Consider the following 19,022-nt stretch of genomic DNA (forward strand, 5'->3'; position numbering starts at 1 on the left):
ATTCGTTCCTGGAACGCGCTTTGCCGGTGAGGTGCCCCCTGGATCCAGCGCCGGCGCAGCCCTAGAGCGCCACTTCAACCCCGACTAGCCAAGCCACCAGGGTGAAATACACCCAGAGGCCGGTGAAGTCTTTAATGGTGGTGATAAAAGGATCCGCTCCCGGAGCGTGGTCAAAGCCCAGCTTTAACATCACCCAGGGCAAAATGGCGCCCAAGATAGCCCCCAAAGTGAGGACAATGGCCAGAGCCAAGCCCACCGCTAGACCCAATTGTGGGATCCCATTGGGTGCCCCCTGCCAGAAGTAGGCAATCACCCCAGCCGCAACTCCTAGGATCCCGCCAATAATGGCGCCGATGCTGGCTTCCCGCAGCAAATAGGGGAGAAACTGCCGCACGTTGATGTGGCCCCAAGCCAAGCCACGGGCAAAGATGGTCGTAGATTGGGTGCCGACATTACCGCCCATATCCATGACCAAGGGGATGAAAATAGCCGCTGCCGTCACCGCCTCCAACACTTCCTGAAAGGTTTGGATCACTCCCCCCACCACCATGCCGCCAATCAAGGTGATGATTAAAAACGTGATGCGCAGGCGGACGGCATACCAACGGGAGCCTTTAACCAGGCGCTCGCTCCAAACCTTGTCTCGGCTGAGCAAGTTGCCCACCCCTGCTTGGGCCAGAGCGGCGTCGGTGGCTTCTTCTTCCACCAAGTTGATGACATCTTCAAAGGTGATATCTCCCACCAAGCGCCCTTCCGTATCCACCACCGGAATGGCCGGCAAGCCGGAATCTTTGAGCAAACGGGCTGCCTGGAGATCCCGGTCGGTAACCCGAGCAAAAATATCCGATCCCTCAATCAGCTCCCGAATGGGCAAATCCGGATCTGCTTTCACGAGGCGCACGGTGCGAACCAAACCTTTGTAGAACCGCTGATCGTCCACCACAAAAATCACATCCAGCTCATCGTCTCCCAGTTGAGAGTCCCGCACGCTGGCCAGAGCAGCCCCGACGGTGATGGTATCCCGTACCGACAAGTAGCGCAGGTTCATCAGCCGACCGGCACTGCGCTCTGGATAACCCAGCAAGATATTCACTGCTTCCCGAGCTTCTGGGCTGAGGTTGGCAATGAGGCGCTTGGTTACTTTGGCCGGCAACTCCTCAAACAGACGTACCCGCTCATCAGGTGGCAGAGCTTCTATGAGCTGGATCACTTCTGGGCTTTCCATGCTGCGAATGAGATCGGCCTGCTCTTCGGGCCGCAGATACTCAAACACTGCAATGGCTCTGTCTTTTTCCAGCAAGCGAAAAGCCAGTACCCGCTGCCGAGGTGAAATCTCCATCAACTGCTGTACCAGCTCGGCAATGGGAGCGCGGTTGGCCTCTCGCTTGGCGGCTTCCAAGGAAGCAGGGGTTAGGAGATCGCGAAGAACGTTGTGCCGCATGATAAACCTCCGAACGTTGGGGTCAGCCGGGATGAAGAGAACCAGGAGGTCAACAGCCAACCGGTGCTCCGAGGCTCACAGGGAAGCCCTGAAACCCTTGGATGGCCGCGCAGCAAGCCGTAGGTCTAGCGCCAGGCCTCCAAGCCCAGCTTGGATCGCAAGCGCCCAAGCCGATAAGAGGGACTCCAAGGGATCCCCAGGCCTGCGGAAACCTCAAAACCCGCAACGGGAAAGTCAAGGGGAATCCCCTCGGAATTACTCCTGATCTCCCCTTTTCTGAACAGGGCTGCACAAACCCATTGCTCAGGTAAGGCTCTGCTCAGCTCATCTGTTCGTCGCCGACTGAGAGAGCCACCCAAGTCAAAAGCTAGCCGGGAAAACTCTCCCACCCCTTCGCGTTGGCGAAACGGGATCCTCTCAAGCGACGACAGAAGCTGTCAGCGGGGAAAAGGAAGACACCAGTAAGAGCCCAATCTTCAAGAACGTGCTCCTCGAAGACCATCCACTGGTGGCTGGCGCTACAACTACCGGAAGCGTCCATGCTGTTGAACGTTTTCCTCCAAAAAGGTTAACCGAAACAACCCGGACAGCTAGAAGAGGATCTCTTCAGCTCCCTTTAGGCTAGTTGCAGGAGTGGGATCCCGTCAACCCTTTTTCTCCAGCTCATCCGGTGAAAAATTGGTGGGGCAGCTGGAGGGGTAAGATCGGGGTGAGCAGCAATAGCCCCCTTGTGGTTCCTCTCGTCTCGACATTGCCCTCAGCCTGACTCAGCAGAGTCCACACCCCGGTGGCTTGCGACCTTGAGCAACCCACGCCCTTCGCCGCCTCTGTTTTGTTAGTGGTTTTTGTTAGTGGTTTGTTGGTGGCCTTGCTTCAATGAGCTGCGCTTCCCATCTCCTACAGGTGCCGATGTCCTTGAGCTTATGGCCTCTCTTCCCCTCGTTGCCGTGATCTTGGGCACACGGCCCGAAGCCATTAAGCTGGCCCCGGTGATCCAAGCTCTGCGTGCCAGTCCCCATCTGCGCACCGAGCTGATCTTGACCGGACAACACCGGGAAATGGTGGATCAGGTGATGCGGCTATTCGGTCTGCAAGCGGATCGGGATCTGGCGATCATGCGCCCCCGCCAAAGCTTGACGGACATCACCGAAGCCACCTTGCGGGGCCTAGAACTCTACTTTCAAGAGCAACATCCTCAACTGGTTTTGGTGCAGGGAGATACCACCACCGCCTTCGCTGCCGCCTTGGCAGCTTTTTACCACCGGATCCCGGTTGGGCATGTGGAAGCCGGACTGCGCACCGATGATCTCTACAATCCTTTCCCCGAAGAGGCCAATCGCCGCCTGATCTCCCAGTTGGCCAGCCTGCACTTTGCCCCTACCCCCCAAGCCGTTGACAACCTGAAGCGAAGCCACGTGGTGGGATCCATCCATTGCACCGGCAACACTGTCATCGACGCCCTACTGCAAGTGGCCTCCCAAGGGATCCCCTGCCCCATTCCCGGGCTGGACTGGCAGCGCTACCGTGTCCTGTTGGTTACCGTGCACCGGCGGGAAAATTGGGGGGATCCCTTAACTGCCATCGGCAAGGCTCTGCTGCAGATTTTGGCCGAGTTTCCCGATACTGCCCTTCTCTTGCCCCTCCATCCCAACCCCTTGGTGCGGGATCCCCTGCAAGCCCTGTTGGGATCCCATGAGCGGGCTTTTCTCACTGAGCCTCTGGACTATCCCCTCTGGGTGAGCGCCATGCAGCGCTGTACCCTCATCCTCAGCGACTCCGGCGGCATTCAAGAAGAGGCCCCTGCCCTGGGCAAACCGGTGCTGGTGCTGCGGCAGACCACCGAACGTCCTGAAGCGATTGCTGCCGGCACCGCCCGCCTGGTAGGCACACACCCCAAAAAGATCCTGAAGGCAGCCCGAGAATTGCTCACAGACCCACAAGCCTATGCCCGCATGGCCCAAGCCCAAAACCCCTTTGGCGATGGCACTGCCGCCCGGCAAATTCGCCACATCATCGAGCGGTGGTTTAACCCGCAAAGCCCTCGAGAAGAACAAAGTTAAGAATTAAAAGTTAAGAATAAATAAGAATCAAAGATGTATAGACCGTTACCGGGAAAACCGTTTCTTTACCCATTGCTCTCAATAAGACAATTAATCTCAATAAGACAATTAATTAAGATAGAAAGCCTGACTCCAATCCAATTGACCCCAGTCCAATCAAGAGCGAGGATGCAAACCATGAGCACGACTGCAACTGCCACCACCGTTGTCCGGGTGCCGATTGTGGATGCCACCCCAGAAAATGTGCAACCCTTCGGCCAACTTATAGGGGACGATGTGGCCAATCCTGGGCTGGGGATCCCCTTTTATCAGGGGCGTGTCCTGGAAGGACAAAACATCGACTTTCAATACACCGGCAGAGCCGTTATCCGTACGGCTAAGATCCTGCCCGGATATCCACCTGTGCTCTGGCTGGAGCGCCACATGCGTATGACCCAGTTGTTTGTCGGCCTGGGGCAAGAGCCGTTCATCATGGTGATGGCTCCTCCCAACCATCCCAAAGAAGCTCCCGATCTCGACAAAGTACAAGCCCTACGATTCCCTGCCGGGCATGGGCTGCTGCTGCACCTCGGCACGTGGCACGATTTCCCCATTGCCTGCGAGCGCCCCGTTGTGGTGCTAACCGCCAACTCCGAAGAAGTGGTGGAAGCCCTGGCCAGCATGAAAGGTGCCCAGGAAATGAATCAGGGGGATGTATTCAAAATTTCCCTCCCCCAACGGCTAAAAGCGGAGATCCACCTAGAGCTGGTGTAAACTACCCGACATCAACCGCTAGGCGGTACGGAGCGGGCTTTTAGTAGCCCTGCAGTTGGCAAGCCAACCACGAGCCTCTGGGGTGGTTTACAGCACCCCCAATCGACCGTTACCAGTGCCTTAAACAACCGTTTCTGGTGTCCGCAGCATTATTATAGCATTCCTCCCGACATCGACCCTACGGGTACAGTGCGGGGCTCCTGCAATTTCTAGCTGAATGCAAGTCCGGATCCCTGAATCTCTACAGGATGCCAAAGCCTCAGTTCTACAAAGTGGCGCTCTATCAGCCTTTGGCTGGATAGGGAACTCTTCGCCTTAACTGGGCCTTAACTAGGGCCAGACTCTTGTACCGAAACCTCCCTTTGGACCCTTCTTCCCCTGCAAGGGTCTAAGTATTCGAGAACACCTATTCTTACACACAAAAGCTTCGAGACAAGTTCAGAGAGAAATGCCTCTAGGCAAGAAAGGCTACCTGAGATTCTGCCGACAGGCGTCTTTAGGAGGGCCGTATTCAGCGGGAAGATTCACAAACGTCGGCAGCGTTGGCATCTGGAGGGAGTTGCTCTATATTAAATCAGCTAGCATATTCGATATTTGCCAGAATTTAAGTTATTGTGAGAGCTGACATGCCATCCAATTGGTCAGACATCCATCCTCTCAATCCTGGGCAAGGGTTGGGTTCAGCCCAGTCTGCGCCTTCCCATTGGAATGAGCGCCACAGGGGAGAAGGCTCTCATGCCGAGTATGAGAGGAACGGATCTCAGACCAGAGCGGCGGATCGTCCAGAGGAGATCATGCCGAGCAATGCCGCAAAGATTAAGGTTGTAGGCGTGGGGGGTGGGGGTGGCAACGCGGTCAGTCGGATGGCGGCCAGCAACCTTGTGGGCGTCGAGTTTTGGAGCGTCAACACCGATGCGCAGGCCCTTGCCCAGTCCTCGGCAGTGAACCGCTTGCAAATTGGGCAGAAGCTGACTCGAGGCTTGGGTGCAGGTGGTAACCCGGCCATTGGCCAGAAAGCTGCAGAGGAATCCAGCGAAGAAATATCGGCAGCCATCAAAGGGGCAGATCTGGTCTTCATTGCCGCCGGCATGGGGGGAGGCACGGGCACGGGTGGAGCACCCGTCATCGCCCAAATTGCCAAAGCCAGTGGTGCCCTGACGGTGGGAGTGGTGACACGGCCTTTTTCCTTTGAGGGCAAACGCCGCAGCAAGCAGGCCGAGGAAGGGATCCAAGCGCTGCGGGAGGCAGTTGATACCCTGATTGTAATTCCCAATGACAAGTTGCTTTCGGTGATCTCCGAGCAAACCCCTGTCCAAGAGGCTTTTCGCGTTGCTGATGATGTGCTGCGGCAGGGGGTGCAGGGCATCTCGGATATCATTCTCATTCCCGGCATGATCAATGTGGATTTTGCCGATGTGCGCAGCGTGATGGCCGATGCCGGCTCTGCCTTGATGGGAATTGGCATGGGATCCGGCAAGTCCCGCGCCCGCGAGGCTGCCATTACCGCTGTATCTTCGCCGCTTTTGGAAACCTCCATCGAAGGGGCTAAAGGTGTCCTCTTCAACATTACCGGTGGGCCGGATTTGTCCTTGCATGAGGTCACGGTGGCTGCCGAGATCATCGCCGAGGCAGTGGATCCCGAGGCCAACATCATCTTCGGCACCGTCCAAGACGAGCGCATGCAGGGGGAAGTGCGCATCACGGTCATCGCCACCGGTTTCCAGGAGAAAGCCCGTCCAGCCGCCATCCCTGCTGCAACCAAAGTTTCTGCCTCCAACAAGTCGGGGGTTCCCAAGCCCACTCCCACGGGCTCTGGGCTGCCGCCTCGACAGCCTCCGGAGCCTGAGCCGCCGATGTCTGGAGGCTTAGATATTCCCGAGTTCTTGCGCCGCCGGCGGCCCCCTTCGTAGGGTAGGGTGAAGGTATGCTGGTATCTTGGTGCCGGTTGTTGAGGGTGGGGAGTGCTTTGGGGTTAGGCCATGAACATTGTTGTCTTGGCGGGGGGGCGTTCGGCAGAACGTCAAGTCTCTTGGGTAACGGGTAAAGTCTGCAAACGGGCTTTGGAGGACCTGGGCCATCGGGTCAAGGTAATCGACCCAGATGAGGATCTGCCTCTGCGCCTTTGGCAGGAACGGCAAGCCGGCTGCGACTTCGTTTGGATTGCCTTGCATGGCCCTGGTGGCGAGGATGGGGTGGTACAGGGAATGCTGGACTGGCTGGGCCTGCCCTACCAGGGATCCGGGCCCCTGGCCAGTGCTCTGGCCATGGATAAGCTGGTCTCCAAGCAGATCTTTCGCGCCGCGGGGATCCCTACCCCCGATTGGCAGGTTTGGGACGACCAAAGCCCCCTCACTTGGGCTGACTGTGCGGCAGAGTTGGGATCCCCACTGGTGATTAAGCCTAGCAACAACGGCTCGACGGTGGGCATCAGCATTGTCCGGGATGAGAGGTCATTTGCTCAGGGGCTGGAGTTGGCCCGCTCAGTCTCGTCGCGGATTTTTCTGGAGCGCTATGTTCCCGGAAAGGAGATCACCCTCTCGATCTTGTCCGGCCAAGTTCTTCCGGCCATTGAGATCATCCCCGCCCAAGGCGACTTCTACGACTACGAAGCCAAGTACGCACCCGGTGGCTCGCGGCATTTGATCCCCTGTTCCCTCAGCCCGGCAGGGTTGGCCCGCTGTGAGGCGGCAGGTCTGAAGGCCTACCAGGCGTTGGGGTGCGAAGGCTTGGCGCGGGTGGATCTGCGGGTGGATCCCGAGGAAAATCCTTGGGTGTTGGAGGTGAATACACTGCCCGGCATGACCCCCACTTCCCTCTGTCCCGATGCGGCGGCAGCTCTGGGGTGGACGTTCACCGAGTTGGTGGAGCGGATGCTGCAGGATGCCTTGCAAAAAGCCCAATTGACCGGATCCCGGCATCCTCAAAGTTCATCGGCGACTCTCGGCAACGCTCCCTGAGGCTTTTCCCAAGACAAGAACAAGAACCTTTACCCAGCTCTTTCAGAGAAGGGCAACCAGCAAAAGAATCACCCCAATTCCAACAATCAGTACAGCTCCCCCCAGCCACACCCAGGAGATGCGGGACCTGCTGCCTATGTCGGTTTTCCCGACAGGATTCTCCGGCGCAGGTTCAGGCTTTGAGTTGACCGAATCTGGGGCAACAACTGTTAGATCCTGCAACAAGAAGTCGCCTTTTTTTTCCAACAGAACCGTGGTTTCTTCTGAGGCCAGCAGCGGGTTCAACAAGGGGGCCGTTTGCTCCCACTCGTATTCAGAATGTCCCGACTCACGCCCGTACACCGTGACCTGCTCTAAGCCGGGCAAGCCCAACGCCCTGAGCTCCACCCGCACCCGTTCCATGAGATGGGGGTAGTCCACTCGGGCCGAGGAGGATCGATTCAGAAGAACGTGTAGATGACCTTGGCGGCGTTTGACCGCAATTCTGACCGGGGCAGCCAACCGAGCCTGCAACGCTTGGGCAATCTCAGCTTCGGTCATGGGGCAACATCCAAGGCATGCGAGTTAATTCTAATACAATCCTAGGGCAACGATGCAGAGGGTTACGGGGCCTCGGGGTAGAATGGGATGCGCGTTGGCGAAGAAAAGCAGAGCGTTCCTCTTTTCTCTCGCCGGATCCCTAGCCGGAAGTTCTATGCAGGAAAAAACCATTGTCCGCGATTATTTCAACTCCGTTGGCTTCGAGCGCTGGCGGCGCATCTATGGCGAAGAAGAAGTCAATTTCGTCCAAAAAGACATCCGCCTTGGCCATGCCCGCACGGTAGAGACGGTGTTGCAGTGGTTGGGGGATCCCTCCGGTTTACGCATTTGTGATGCCGGATGCGGGGTGGGCAGCCTCAGTTTGCCCTTGGCCACCAGAGGGGCGCAGGTGTTCGCCAGCGACATCTCGGAACAAATGGTGAACGAAGCACGCCGCCGCCAGCAAATGGAGCTGGGATCCACAGACAACCCCCAATTTTGGGTCTCGGATCTGGAGGAATTGACAGGGGAATACGATGTCGTCATCTGCCTCGATGTGATGATCCACTACCCTGAAGCCGAGGCCCTGCGCATGCTAAAGCACCTGACCCGCCTGGCTCGGTCCCGCCTGATCTTCAGTTTTGCCCCCAAAACCCCCTGGCTGACGCTGCTGAAGAAAGTGGGAGAGTTCTTCCCCGGCCCCAGCAAAACCACCCGCGCCTATCAACACCGAGAGGCGACCTTGGTGAGCCAACTAACCGAATGGGGCTGGAAAGTGCAGCAGCGACAAACCATTCGCAGCCGCTTCTACTTTGCTTGGCTCCTCGATCTGGTTCGGTGACACTCGATCTGGTTCGTTAAACGGGAATGAAACATTTTCGTCTAGCTCCCCTCTCCCTCTGGCACCGAGGCTGGGAGTAGGGGCAGCAGCGTGGAATGCTTGGGGAGTGTCTCAATCTAGTTTAAAAATGACTATAACGATCAGCTGAGGTTATCCAGTTGCTGATACATTTACGCTGAACACTGCTGAACATCACTGTTCAACTATGCAGCGATAGCATTCTGTTTGTTTCCATTCGCGTTAGCGGGACGGAGTCCAAACAGAATGGCGGTATCCCGCAAAGCTTTGAGTAGAATACCCAAAGCGCAGTTTCCGTGTCGTCTTACTACCAATTTTCTGCTTTGCTTTGGCTACCATGTTGGCAGACTCGAAAGTAAACAGAAAGATCAACTGGTAGTAATCCGCACTGAACATATTATACATTATTTTCAGTATAGTTGAGCTTATTATTGACTAGAGTCATGCTCCAGCAAATCGGGATCCGCCAACTTTTGTAGGGCAAGCCGCGCGTCATCCCGCACCCCCCAATCGGGATCGCGACTGGCGCTGGTCAGCAATTGCCTTGTTAGCATCGTGTAAACAACGGGATCCTCGAGAGCCAGTTTCACCTGTTGCCCCAGGATCCCTAAGCTCCAGGCACAGTTGCCGCGTACCGCCGCGATTGGATCTTGAGCCAAACCCCGGCAGAGAGCTGCGGCCACCTCATGCAATGCCGGGCCGGGCAACACTTGCGCCTGAGCCAATTGTCCGAGGGCACTGGCAGCCCACAATCGCACTGCCGCGATATCCCCGGCCAACACTTCCAGCAACACCGGGTAGGCGCGCGGATCCTTGGCATTGCCCAACGCCCACACCAAACCTTTGCGCACATAGCCGTTCCAATCCCAGCGCAAGCCCTCGATCAGCACCTCCACCTCAGCGGGATCCGGATTCCGACCTAGGGCATAGGCTGCTCCCACCCGCACCAACGGGCAGGGATCCCGGACTAGGGCCAGCAGGGGTTTAACGGCGCGGGGTTCTTCGATCTCACAAAAAGCGCGGGCCGCCTGCATCCGCAAATAGGGATCCGGATCCTGCAACTGCTGCAGCATCAGCTCCACATCCACCTCCGGCGGCGAGTGAGGTGGCAGCTCGTCTAGGGGCTCCAGGGGAGAAAAAGCGTCTTCTTGCATGAAGGGGTGCCCAGATGTTGGCGGAGGGGGCGAGCGCAAAACTCTCCCTTCCCCACGACAAAAGCCAGAGCCACAACAACCAAACCAGCAGCAGAGTTGCTGCCTATCATAAACCGCCGGGATCCTCTGCCTGATCTGCTCTTTCCGAGTGGGATCCCGGAACCCTGAGCAAGTCCGCTCCTTCCAGCACCCGCGCCGAGCGGATCACATCTCCCACCTGCAGGCGATCCACCCACTCCATCCCCTCGATGACGTAGCCGAACACGGCATAGCGCCCATCCAAAATCGGCAGAGCAGCGAGGGTGATGTAAAACTGGGAAGAGGCCGAGTCAAGTGGGCTGGAACGGGCCATGGCCACCGCCCCCAAGCGATGGGGCAAGAGCAGCTTACTCAGAGCAGCGGGATCCTGGATCAAGGTGTTGTAGCGGGGGTAGGGTTCCCCACGCAGCTGAATTTCCAGGGGGATGGTGCGCAGGCGGTTGCTCCCCGGCTCTGTTGCACCCCCTGTGCCGTCACCACGGGGATCCCCACCCTGCACCACAAAAGGCTGCGGATCCTTTTCCACCCGATGGAAGGTGAGGCCATTGTAAAAGCCCCGCTGAACCAAATCCACGAACTGGCCGCCGGTCAGGGGTGCCGCTTCCCCGTGGATCTCCAGGATCACCTTGCCTACCCCCTCAGCAGTTTGCACCTCCAGCTCCACCACTGCCTCCCCTTGCAGTTGCGGGCGGTCAGCATAGGCCGCCGGGATCCCAGAGGGGGATTCTGAGAGGGGGGGTGTGCTGCGACAAGCCAACAGCCCGAGACAGAGGTATCCCAGAACTAAGCCCACTCCCACTCTGCAGCGGCTCATTCGCCCCAGCTTGGCGAATTTCATCTGCCCCTTCTCCTTCAATCCAATCTCCCACCCTCCAGGCGCTGCTCAACCCAGCAGGGATCCCTATCCAGGTGATTCAGATCCGCTGCGACAGCCCCAACTGCAAGGTAACGCTTTGAGCACCATTGCTCACCCTCACACCGTAGGGGCTGATGGAGGTAACCCGCCACTCTGCTTTCACCGCATGGCCAACAGCCACCTGACGTACTACGTTGTCGATCAAGATCAGAGCCTTGGGGGCACCTGGATCGTGGATCAATCCCACCAGCTTCATCTGCGGCACAGGCTGGGGTGGGATCCGCGCTGGCACCGGAGGCGCAGGTACCCTGGGGGGAGAGGGAAGACCAGCCCCTCTTGAAGCAAGAGGAGCGGCAACAGTCGGCGGTTTTGCCGGTTCGACCAAGACAGCCTTTGCAGAATCCTCAGGTGGAGCTTTGGGGTTTTCATCCACATCAGCAGCAGTGGGAAGCAAGGGCTCCTGGTGAGCATCGGAATGGGAAGAATTGGGTGCCTCAGCCAAGGGATCCCGAGTGGCCTGCGAAAAAACCACCGCCCGCGGGCGCAGGGTCATCCAAAAAGCCAGCCCTGCCACCAAGGTAGCGGCCAAAGCCATACCCAGCAGTAATCCTCCGGCAGCAGAGAAGCGCCGGGAAGGCAGTGGGGGCCGTGTGCCGAGGTAAGGATATTCGCCGGCTTCTGACAGCCCCTCTTCCAAGCTGTTCTCCAAATCCTCGAACAGCTCATCCAACAGAGAATCTGCCTGCTTGACTTGGCCAGACCATGCCCAAGGGGAACGACGGCCTCTGCCCGCTGAAGCATCTAACCCGGACATACAACCTCCCTAGCCTGAGCGGCGGGGATCCCGAGGAGTTGAGACACTCAGCCAACAGTTGCCGTCTATCGCCCAAAGGCTCTCAGAGGAGCCGCATTTCCGGGTACTCGGTCAACAGCGCCTCTGCCGACAGGGTGTCTCCCTCCAACTGCGGCGTCCACAGCACTTCGATGGCCACAATCCGATCTGCCGGAATCGAAGCCAGCTGCAACAGGCACTGCCGCAGATCCGCCATGGAGTTAACTACAGGTAGTGTACCCAAGTTACCACGATACGCAACCAGTAGAGTTACCAGCAGGTACTCGCCAACATCTGGGATCCCAGCAGCAGATCGCTGCAGCGCCGCTTGGGAGACTTGTTGGATCTGGTTGTTGCGGTTGCTGAGGCTTTCGACGCTGAACTTGCTCCGTTCTTGTAAAGAGGCTTGATAGAACAGGGATTCGGCGCGGGAGAGGGGCAGCTTCTCCGCTTGGGCATGGCCATAGGCCCAGTAGTCGCTGTAGCGCATCAAGCCAAGGGTGACCTCTTGCAACAGTTGGCTCAGCCCTTCTGGCGACTGAGTATCCGCCTCCAGAGCCAGGGCGTTCATGTCTTTTTGCAGTTGCCGGGCGCTGGCCAGCAGTCCCACTTTTACCTGCGCAACAGTTACCTGGGGATCGCGAACCCCGATGCTATCGTCCCCTTCTTCGGATCTGATCCCCGAGCGCAGCGTCTGCACCAAAAAGCTACCTGCCCCAACCAAGAGCAGCAGCGTCAGCAGGCCGCCACCCCCTCCCCAGAAAAAGGGCACCAGCAGCGGAAAACCAAAGCCGCCTCCATAGCTGGGGTAGACAGGAGCTGAGTAGTGCGGGCCAATCGAGCGGGGGGCAGAGAACGTCGGAGACCGGAAAGATCCGCCGCCAATGCGACCGCCACTGCGTGCCCAAACAGCGCCTATGGGAGCCAGGGCCAAGGTCAAGGCCAGGGCAATAGCCAGCAGAGGCCGGCAGACGCGACCGATTCGTTTCAGCATGATCACAATGTTTTCGTCCATCACGGGGCTAGTCTTTCTTAATTCTACGCTTTCTCGTTGGCGGGAATAGGGGCGGAAACCGATCCCCCACCCGGCCATCTCACTTGTTCAATTCTTCTGTGTTGATTCTTTGTGTACTGAGCCGGCCAATGACCGTCAACCAATCGAGGCAGAGCCATGCTACGGTCTGGAAGGTTGCCAGGAGCATGACTCTAGTCAATAATAAGCTCAACTATACTGAAAATAATGTATAATATGTTCAGTACGGATTACTACTAGTTGATCTTTCTGTTTACTTTCGAGTCTGCCAACATGGTAGCCAAAGCAAAGCAGAAAATTGGTAGTAAGACGACACGGAAACTGCGCTTTGGGTATTCTACTCAAAGCTTTGCGGGATACCGCCATTCTGTTTGGACTCCGTCCCGCTAACGCGAATGGAAACAAACAGAATGCTATCGCTGCATAGTTGAACAGTGATGTTCAGCAGTGTTCAGCGTAAATGTATCAGGGCAAACAACAGCAATGCAAACTCAGGCTAACGTCCAAGCCGAGGAAAGAGAGCGGGCATCTTCTCCACCCCGTGCCCAGATTCGGCTGTTGGTGGTGGATATCGATGGCACGATTGCCGGGCCTTCCAACCAGGTTTCAGAGCCGGTTCGGGAGGCCATTCAGAAGGCCAAAGCAGCAGGGGTGCGAGTAGCCATCGCTACGGGTCGCATGCATCGTTCTGCCGAGCGGTTCCACTACGCGATTGGGGCCGATATGCCCCTATGCAGCTACCAGGGGGCTTTAATTCGGGATCCCGACAGCCAAAAGACCCTAAAGCACTGGAGCCTGGACTGGCCGCTGGCCGAGGAGTTGTTGCAAGCGTTGCAGGATCAGCCGGTGGGGGTTCACCTCTACATCGATGACCAGCTCTACTTACGGGAGCTGAGCCCTCTCAGTCAGGCCTATGCTGAGCGCTCTCAGGTGCCGTTCCAGATGTTCTCTTCCGCCCAATACGGACGAAGCCCCACCAAGATCCTGGCTGTTTCTGAGGATACCGAGTTCCTGCAGGAATTGCAGGGATCCCTGCGGCGGCGGTATTCCCCTGACCAGCTCTACCTCACCCGTTCAGAGCCGATTTTTCTCGAGGCTACCCATCCGGCGGTGAACAAGGGCAATGCCGTTCGTTTTTTGGCCGAGGAAATGCTGGGGTTGTCGGCGGAGCAGGTGATGGCCATTGGCGATGGCGACAACGACATCGAGATGCTGCGGTATGCGGGGATCGGGGTGGCGATGGGAAATGCCTCGCCTGCTCTGTTGCCCCATGCCGATTGGATTGCCCCTCCTGTGGCAGAAGACGGGGTGGCGGCAGCCATCGAGACCTTCATCCTCAGCTAGGCAGGGATCCCATGCTGGGTCTGGCTTCTTCTCCCTTTCCTGAGGTCACCCTGCGTCCGGCGCAGCAACAGGCGTTGGCCTACCAATCGGGGCCGCTGGGGATCGCCGCCGTTCCGGGGAGCGGCAAGACCTTTATTCTGGAGCTGTTGATCGCCGATTTAATTCTCAATCGGGGGATCCCACCGGAGCGCATCGGGGTGTTCACCTACATGCGTTCGGCGCGGGGCAACTTGATCAGCCGCATCAATCAACGTTTGCAACGGGCGGGGTATCCGGATCGCTTTACCCAGGCCTTTACCCTGCATTCTTTGTCGTTGCGGGTGTTGCGGGAGGCCCCCAGCCGTTGGGAGGAGCTGTCTATTTTGGAGGGATACGAACAGGAGCGGTTGCTCAGCCGCCTGTGCCGCGCTTGGCTCGTCCGCCATACTCAGCTCTGGGAGCCGCTGATCCCCGGCGACAACAACCCGCAAAAGATCGCCCAAAACCGAGCCCAGTTCCGGCGCAGTTTCCAGCAGATGGTGCAGGTGGTCATCAGCAGGGCCAAGAATCTGCGCCTGGGGCCAGAAGTGATCCCCAGCGAGGGCTATCTGGGCTGGGCTGCTCCCATCTACGCCGGTTATCAAGCGGAATTGCGTCGCCTGGCCAAGTTAGACTACGACGACCTGGGCTGGCAAGCAGTGGATTTGATCGAGGGCAGTCCGGAGCTGCGGGAGCAGGTGCAGAACTGGTACGACTACCTGTTCGAGGATGAGGCCCAAGACAGTTCCCCCCTGCAGGAAGAGCTGCTGCGGCTGCTCAGCCAACGCACCGGCAACCTGGTGCGGGTGGGGGATCCCAACCAGAGCATCATGGGCACCTTTACCAGCGCCGAGCCGCGGCTGTTTCGCGCCTTTTGCCAGGCCAGTCCTCAGGTGGTGCTTTTGGATGAATCCAGCCGCAGTGCCCCCCAGATCATCGCTTTGGCCAACCGCCTGGTGGAGTGGGTGAATCAGCAGCACCCCATCCCGGCTTTGCGCACCGCTCTGGCCCCCCAGCCCATTCAACTGGCCACCTCCGGTGGCCAAAACCCCCCGGCCAGCGAGGGTGGTGTGGACTTTCTGCGGGTTGTCGGATCCCCGGAGGAGGAGCTGCAACAGGTGGCGCGGCAGGCCATTGCAGCCGCCCAAGCTTTTCCCGGCCAAACGGTGGCCATTCTGGTCACCACCAACGAAATGGGGGGCAAGGCCCTCAGCTATCTCCAGGAAATGGGAGCGGAGCGGGTGATCGATCTGTTGCGGGGCAGTCCCAGTCAGCGGCGGGTGTTGTTGCAGCTCAAGGGAATCATCGACTGGTTTGCCCAGCCCACTGCCCCCACTCGCTTGGCTGCTGCTGTGGATTGCTTGGCGGATTGGGCGGGGATCCCACGTGCTGAACTGGGACCGATGTTGAGCTGGATCCGCGCCTCTCTGCCGGAGCGGCTGCTATTTCCCAACTTTGGTGAGGCTCCCACTCTGCCCGATGGTCCCTCTTGGCAAAACTTGGGCAAGCTGCTGCGCACTCTGGGGGCTTGGTTGCGGGCCGGGCGCTCCCCTTGGCCGGAGGTGCTGAATGTGATCGTTCAAAGCCTCTACCGCAAGCCGGAAGAGCTGTTTGTGGGTCGCTATGTAATCGATCAGCTGGAGCAGGTGCTGGGATCCCTGCCCGAAACCGATTGGCAGGAGATCGCCCAAGAATTTCAAGTGATTCTGGATCACCGCCTCAACAACTTGCCTTCGGAGATCTTCGCCTTCGACCCCGAGCCGGGCAGCATCACTGTCACGACTCTGCATCGGGCCAAGGGGCTGGAATGGGATCAGGTGTTCATCCCCCAGGTGTCGGCCTACGAGTTTCCCACCCAGTACGGGGAGCGAACCCTGGGGCTGAAGTTTTTGGATGAAGTGGATATGCAGGCAGAGGCCCTGGCTCAGTTGCGACAGCTCAGCCCCAAAGGCGGCTGGGAGCTGCAGGCCGACTCGGCCACTAAGCAAGCCTTTTTGGATTTGGCAGCGGAGCGGCTGCGGCTGCTGTATGTGGGCATCACCCGCAGCAAACGACGGCTCACCCTCTCGGTATCCAGCCAATCTCGCTTTGGCACAGAGCAGAGTTCATCTTTGGTGTTTCGGGTGTTAAGTCGCAGTTTTAGGGCCGGTTGACCGGGTGAGTCTCTCGTTCTTCATGGATTGGCAACCTGCTAGCATGGCTAAGCCCGATAGCGCTTGCGCGCCGCCTTGCGGCAATGGGGCAGTCTTTCAGAAGCTATGGATATTCTGCAATGCAACCTCGGCGTATTGCCCGCGAACTGGCCCTGCTGGGGGTCAATCAACTGCCAGCCACGGCGGCCAAACTGAGCGAAAAACAACTGGAGGACTTGCTGCTGGCAGCCATCCGCGCCCTGAGTGAAGAGACCCATGAAACCCTCTCCACAGCGGCGGCGGAAATCCAGCGCAGCGACCGTTTGTTGCACGAGAGCGATCCTCTATTGTTGGCCGATTCGGATCCCAAGGAAGAGGGTGGATCCCGCTCCGTCACCCTCCGCCTTCAGCAGGCCCAACGACACCTGCAGCGCCTGGAAATCACTCTGAAGGAGGCGGACGTTCCTGACCCCAATGCCTTACGGGGGGAATTGCTGGAGCTAATCCAGCAGGTGCAAGTGGCCCTCGGCAACGCCGGCCAAGCCTTAGAACACCTGGAACAGCGGCTGCACAGCGTCCGCCACATCTTGGATGAGGTTGTCCAGTTGTCCCAAAGAGCAGTCAACCGGGTGGGCGTTGCCCTGTCCATGCCGGAACTGTTGTACATTGCCCAATCCCAAGAAGTGCGCGCCTACGCTTTGCAACTGTTAACTGCCCTGCGAACCCACAAGGAGGCGATTGATGCTCGTTTGCAAAAGGCTTTGGTGGGTTGGCAATTGCAGCGGGTTGGTCGGATCGAACGAGATATCCTGCGCCTGGCGGTGGTGGAGATGGAAATACTGGCCAGCAGCCCCGTGAAGGTTGCCATCAACGAAGCTGTAGAATTGGCCAAAAAATACGGGGATCCTGAGGCCGCCGCTTTCGTCAACGGAGTGCTGCGACGGGTAGTGGACAGCCAGATGGAGACCCACCGGGGTCGGGATCCCTCCCTCCCTGGTTCTGGTTCCGGGGGCTGAGCAGATCACCAAATTTTCGGGCTGGAGGCCCGCACCATAGCCGCAGGCTTGGTGTCGGGAGGAAAGCCCGCCTCCTTATAGGTTTGCTGGTCAAAAGTCTGGATAAACTACAATAAGCCCATGAGCCAGACTATCTCTGTACGTTGCAAGCTGATAGTCCCACAAGAGTTGCGTCAAGAAATTGACCGCACCTTGCAGGGCTTTGCGAATGCTTGCAACCAGATTCTCAATACCGCCAAACAAAAGAACTGCTGGAACACCACCAAGCTGCACCACTTGGTCTATCGACCGGTAAGAGCAGCAACGGGGCTGAAAGCCAACCACGTCTGTCAGGCGCTCCGCCGGGTGATTAGTAACGCCAAGGCGGTGAAGCAAGTCCACAAGTTCCGCCCCACCAGTCTGACTTTGGACGCTCGTACTTTTAAGTACCGAGAGTCCGACCAAGCCGTGGGCGTGACCCTGATGAGCGGACGGGTTTGGCTCAAGCTCAAGATTGGCGGTTATCAAATCGCTTTGCTGCGGGGGCAAACACCCACCAGTGCTACTCTGTCCAAGACCAAGCAAGGGGAGTACTACATCAACATTGCGGTTGAGTTGGACACTCCCCCGACTGGCAAGACTCCCAAGGTAATCGGAGTTGACTTGGGCAGGCGGGATATAGCTACCGCTAGCAACGGACGCTCTTGGAGTGGAGAACACATCCAGGCCGTCCGTGACCGGTTCAGCCGTGTACGCGCCAAGGTTCAATCCAAACGCACTTGCAGCTCTAGGAGGCTGCTGAGAAGGCTCTCTGGGAGAGAACGACGCTACCAGACATGGCTGAACCATAACATCAGCAAAACCTTGGTCAAGGATGCCCAGGCTATTGGTGCGGCACTGGCTTTTGAGGACTTGACAGGCATTCGAGAGTGTCTGAATCAGAAACCTCGGAGTAAAGCTGAGCGGCGCAGGACTAACAACTGGGCGTTCTACCAGCTCAGGATGTTTGTAGCCTACAAGGCTGCCATTGCTGGAGTGCCTGTGGTGCTGGTGCCGCCTGCCTACACCAGTCAGACCTGCCACAAATGCCTGCACATCCACCCTGAGCAGGGCAAGTCCTACCGCAGTGGCAAGTCGTTCAAGTGTGGGCATTGTGGGTGGGAAGGGGATGCTGACCATAACGCTGCTCAAGTAATCTCTCTCCTTGGGGCAACTGTAAACTCGCCTGAAATTCCGAAACTTAGCTGTCCTCTGGGGCCGCTAGGGATTGGGATAAAGCCTGCACTCTGCGCATAGCGCGGGTGTCGGGTAGTTTACTGGGGATCTTCCGTGCCAGGGTAAAAGTCGGGATCCATCACCTGCTCAAATGTGTAGGGACACTGGGCAGGCAGATCTGCTTCAGACAATGGTGTTTCTCTCACCACCAACAGGATCCCGTCCTGGTGAGCCTCTTGCAGGGCTGCCGAAAGATCGGGCTTGAGGCTGGGACTGTCTCTGAGCAATCGCTGGATCTGGCGGCGTTGTTCGGTAATCGTTGCCCGCCAACTTTTGCCTCGCAGGTGGGGTTGCAATTGCCACTTCAGCAAATGCCCTACCAGGATCCCCAGCCGGTGCAGCAATTCCCGGCGTTCTTGCCTGCCCAAAGCCTCGATTTCCTCCACCAAGTTGGCGATATCCAGTTGATCCCACTGCCCCGATTTCAGCAGTGCGGCTTGCTTTTGCGTCCAGGCATAGAAGTCGTACTCGTAAAGTTGCATGCTTCATTGCCTAACTGGGCACTGGCCAAGGAGATCTTACTGACCCCGAACTACCCCTTTTTACCTTGAGCTCATTGATTTCCCGGACTAGGCCAAGTCCGGGAATGCTTGCGGAAAGCGGGTTTTGCCGGTTGGTTGGGGAAAGCGGGCGATGAGACTCGAACTCACGACATCCAGCTTGGGAAGCTAGCGTTCTACCACTGAACTACGCCCGCGTAAATCAATCTCAAGTTTAGCAAGCTGAAACCCTTGCTGAATCTAACCTATCACGTT

General features: G+C 57.9%; 16 protein-coding genes and 1 tRNA gene. 9 read left to right on the forward strand and 8 right to left on the reverse strand.

Annotated elements, in window-relative coordinates:
• Positions 1-61 precede the first annotated feature (61 nt).
• The gene (mgtE, locus tag ACVWXE_RS00225) at positions 62-1,441 is read right to left on the reverse strand and encodes a magnesium transporter (protein WP_457442059.1); all 1,380 of its coding nucleotides are present in this window, start codon (positions 1,439-1,441) and stop codon (positions 62-64) included.
• Between the two features lie 923 nt (positions 1,442-2,364).
• Between mgtE and wecB the strand changes: the two genes are divergently transcribed.
• From wecB to ACVWXE_RS00245, 4 genes are all read left to right on the forward strand, one after another.
• On the forward strand, positions 2,365-3,501 hold the full coding sequence (gene wecB, locus ACVWXE_RS00230; RefSeq protein ID WP_457489285.1) for a non-hydrolyzing UDP-N-acetylglucosamine 2-epimerase: 1,137 nt from the start codon (positions 2,365-2,367) through the stop codon (positions 3,499-3,501).
• A 177-nt stretch (positions 3,502-3,678) separates the two neighbouring features.
• Positions 3,679-4,254: an ureidoglycolate lyase gene (locus tag ACVWXE_RS00235; protein WP_457404296.1), complete on the forward strand. Its 576-nt coding sequence runs from the start codon at positions 3,679-3,681 to the stop codon at positions 4,252-4,254.
• Between the two features lie 626 nt (positions 4,255-4,880).
• Positions 4,881-6,164: a cell division protein FtsZ gene (gene ftsZ / locus ACVWXE_RS00240; RefSeq protein ID WP_457404294.1), complete on the forward strand. Its 1,284-nt coding sequence runs from the start codon at positions 4,881-4,883 to the stop codon at positions 6,162-6,164.
• A gap of 69 nt (positions 6,165-6,233) precedes the next feature.
• Positions 6,234-7,211: a D-alanine--D-alanine ligase family protein gene (locus tag ACVWXE_RS00245; protein WP_457489286.1), complete on the forward strand. Its 978-nt coding sequence runs from the start codon at positions 6,234-6,236 to the stop codon at positions 7,209-7,211.
• A 42-nt stretch (positions 7,212-7,253) separates the two neighbouring features.
• Here ACVWXE_RS00245 and ACVWXE_RS00250 read toward each other — a convergent pair whose 3' ends face one another.
• Positions 7,254-7,751, reverse strand: coding sequence for a hypothetical protein (locus tag ACVWXE_RS00250; RefSeq protein ID WP_457489287.1), 498 nt, complete (start codon positions 7,749-7,751; stop codon positions 7,254-7,256).
• 154 nt (positions 7,752-7,905) lie between these two features.
• Here ACVWXE_RS00250 and bchM point away from each other — a divergent pair, with 154 nt between their 5' ends.
• Positions 7,906-8,571, forward strand: a complete 666-nt coding sequence (gene bchM, locus ACVWXE_RS00255; protein WP_457404286.1) for a magnesium protoporphyrin IX methyltransferase — start codon at positions 7,906-7,908, stop codon at positions 8,569-8,571.
• A gap of 446 nt (positions 8,572-9,017) precedes the next feature.
• Here the strand turns inward: bchM and ACVWXE_RS00260 are convergent, their stop codons facing one another.
• The 4 genes from ACVWXE_RS00260 to ACVWXE_RS00275 all read right to left on the reverse strand — a co-directional run bounded on the left by ACVWXE_RS00260 (position 9,018) and on the right by ACVWXE_RS00275 (position 12,485).
• The gene (locus ACVWXE_RS00260) at positions 9,018-9,743 is read right to left on the reverse strand and encodes a HEAT repeat domain-containing protein (RefSeq protein WP_457489288.1); all 726 of its coding nucleotides are present in this window, start codon (positions 9,741-9,743) and stop codon (positions 9,018-9,020) included.
• 106 nt (positions 9,744-9,849) lie between these two features.
• Entirely contained in the window at positions 9,850-10,620 is a 771-nt protein-coding gene (locus ACVWXE_RS00265) for a peptidylprolyl isomerase (RefSeq protein ID WP_457489289.1), read from the reverse strand.
• A gap of 76 nt (positions 10,621-10,696) precedes the next feature.
• Positions 10,697-11,452, reverse strand: coding sequence for a hypothetical protein (locus ACVWXE_RS00270; protein ID WP_457404281.1), 756 nt, complete (start codon positions 11,450-11,452; stop codon positions 10,697-10,699).
• Between the two features lie 82 nt (positions 11,453-11,534).
• The gene (locus ACVWXE_RS00275) at positions 11,535-12,485 is read right to left on the reverse strand and encodes a DUF1517 domain-containing protein (protein ID WP_457489290.1); all 951 of its coding nucleotides are present in this window, start codon (positions 12,483-12,485) and stop codon (positions 11,535-11,537) included.
• A 501-nt stretch (positions 12,486-12,986) separates the two neighbouring features.
• Between ACVWXE_RS00275 and ACVWXE_RS00280 the strand changes: the two genes are divergently transcribed.
• The 4 genes from ACVWXE_RS00280 (at position 12,987) to ACVWXE_RS00295 (ending at position 18,288) form a co-directional block, all read left to right on the forward strand.
• A complete protein-coding gene (locus ACVWXE_RS00280; protein ID WP_414330353.1) occupies positions 12,987-13,847 on the forward strand; it encodes a Cof-type HAD-IIB family hydrolase in 861 nt (286 codons plus the stop codon).
• Between the two features lie 11 nt (positions 13,848-13,858).
• Positions 13,859-16,018: an ATP-dependent helicase gene (locus ACVWXE_RS00285; RefSeq protein ID WP_457489291.1), complete on the forward strand. Its 2,160-nt coding sequence runs from the start codon at positions 13,859-13,861 to the stop codon at positions 16,016-16,018.
• A 119-nt stretch (positions 16,019-16,137) separates the two neighbouring features.
• Positions 16,138-17,013, forward strand: a complete 876-nt coding sequence (gene nusB, locus ACVWXE_RS00290) for a transcription antitermination factor NusB (RefSeq protein WP_414331399.1) — start codon at positions 16,138-16,140, stop codon at positions 17,011-17,013.
• 120 nt (positions 17,014-17,133) lie between these two features.
• The gene (locus ACVWXE_RS00295; RefSeq protein ID WP_457489292.1) at positions 17,134-18,288 is read left to right on the forward strand and encodes an RNA-guided endonuclease InsQ/TnpB family protein; all 1,155 of its coding nucleotides are present in this window, start codon (positions 17,134-17,136) and stop codon (positions 18,286-18,288) included.
• A gap of 17 nt (positions 18,289-18,305) precedes the next feature.
• Here ACVWXE_RS00295 and ACVWXE_RS00300 read toward each other — a convergent pair whose 3' ends face one another.
• Both ACVWXE_RS00300 and ACVWXE_RS00305 read right to left on the reverse strand, forming a co-directional pair.
• A complete protein-coding gene (locus ACVWXE_RS00300; protein ID WP_457489293.1) occupies positions 18,306-18,749 on the reverse strand; it encodes a DUF29 domain-containing protein in 444 nt (147 codons plus the stop codon).
• A gap of 143 nt (positions 18,750-18,892) precedes the next feature.
• Positions 18,893-18,964: transfer RNA gene (locus tag ACVWXE_RS00305), tRNA-Gly, on the reverse strand.
• Positions 18,965-19,022 lie beyond the last annotated feature (58 nt).

It is taken from the genome of Thermostichus sp. MS-CIW-41, from assembly GCF_054058915.1.

Bases quoted from the DNA above. Each gene is read 5' to 3' on its own strand.
- ftsZ (WP_457404294.1), top strand. From the start codon at position 4,881: ATGCCATCCAATTGGTCAGACATCCATCCTCTCAATCCTGGGCAAGGG.
- ACVWXE_RS00260 (WP_457489288.1), bottom strand. From the start codon at position 9,743: ATGCAAGAAGACGCTTTTTCTCCCCTGGAGCCCCTAGACGAGCTGCCA.
- ACVWXE_RS00245 (WP_457489286.1), top strand. From the start codon at position 6,234: ATGAACATTGTTGTCTTGGCGGGGGGGCGTTCGGCAGAACGTCAAGTC.
- bchM (WP_457404286.1), top strand. From the start codon at position 7,906: ATGCAGGAAAAAACCATTGTCCGCGATTATTTCAACTCCGTTGGCTTC.
- ACVWXE_RS00250 (WP_457489287.1), bottom strand. From the start codon at position 7,751: ATGACCGAAGCTGAGATTGCCCAAGCGTTGCAGGCTCGGTTGGCTGCC.
- ACVWXE_RS00265 (WP_457489289.1), bottom strand. From the start codon at position 10,620: ATGAAATTCGCCAAGCTGGGGCGAATGAGCCGCTGCAGAGTGGGAGTG.
- nusB (WP_414331399.1), top strand. From the start codon at position 16,138: ATGCAACCTCGGCGTATTGCCCGCGAACTGGCCCTGCTGGGGGTCAAT.
- ACVWXE_RS00235 (WP_457404296.1), top strand. From the start codon at position 3,679: ATGAGCACGACTGCAACTGCCACCACCGTTGTCCGGGTGCCGATTGTG.
- ACVWXE_RS00300 (WP_457489293.1), bottom strand. From the start codon at position 18,749: ATGCAACTTTACGAGTACGACTTCTATGCCTGGACGCAAAAGCAAGCC.
- wecB (WP_457489285.1), top strand. From the start codon at position 2,365: ATGGCCTCTCTTCCCCTCGTTGCCGTGATCTTGGGCACACGGCCCGAA.
- ACVWXE_RS00270 (WP_457404281.1), bottom strand. From the start codon at position 11,452: ATGTCCGGGTTAGATGCTTCAGCGGGCAGAGGCCGTCGTTCCCCTTGG.
- mgtE (WP_457442059.1), bottom strand. From the start codon at position 1,441: ATGCGGCACAACGTTCTTCGCGATCTCCTAACCCCTGCTTCCTTGGAA.
- ACVWXE_RS00295 (WP_457489292.1), top strand. From the start codon at position 17,134: ATGAGCCAGACTATCTCTGTACGTTGCAAGCTGATAGTCCCACAAGAG.
- ACVWXE_RS00275 (WP_457489290.1), bottom strand. From the start codon at position 12,485: ATGGACGAAAACATTGTGATCATGCTGAAACGAATCGGTCGCGTCTGC.
- ACVWXE_RS00280 (WP_414330353.1), top strand. From the start codon at position 12,987: ATGCAAACTCAGGCTAACGTCCAAGCCGAGGAAAGAGAGCGGGCATCT.
- ACVWXE_RS00285 (WP_457489291.1), top strand. From the start codon at position 13,859: ATGCTGGGTCTGGCTTCTTCTCCCTTTCCTGAGGTCACCCTGCGTCCG.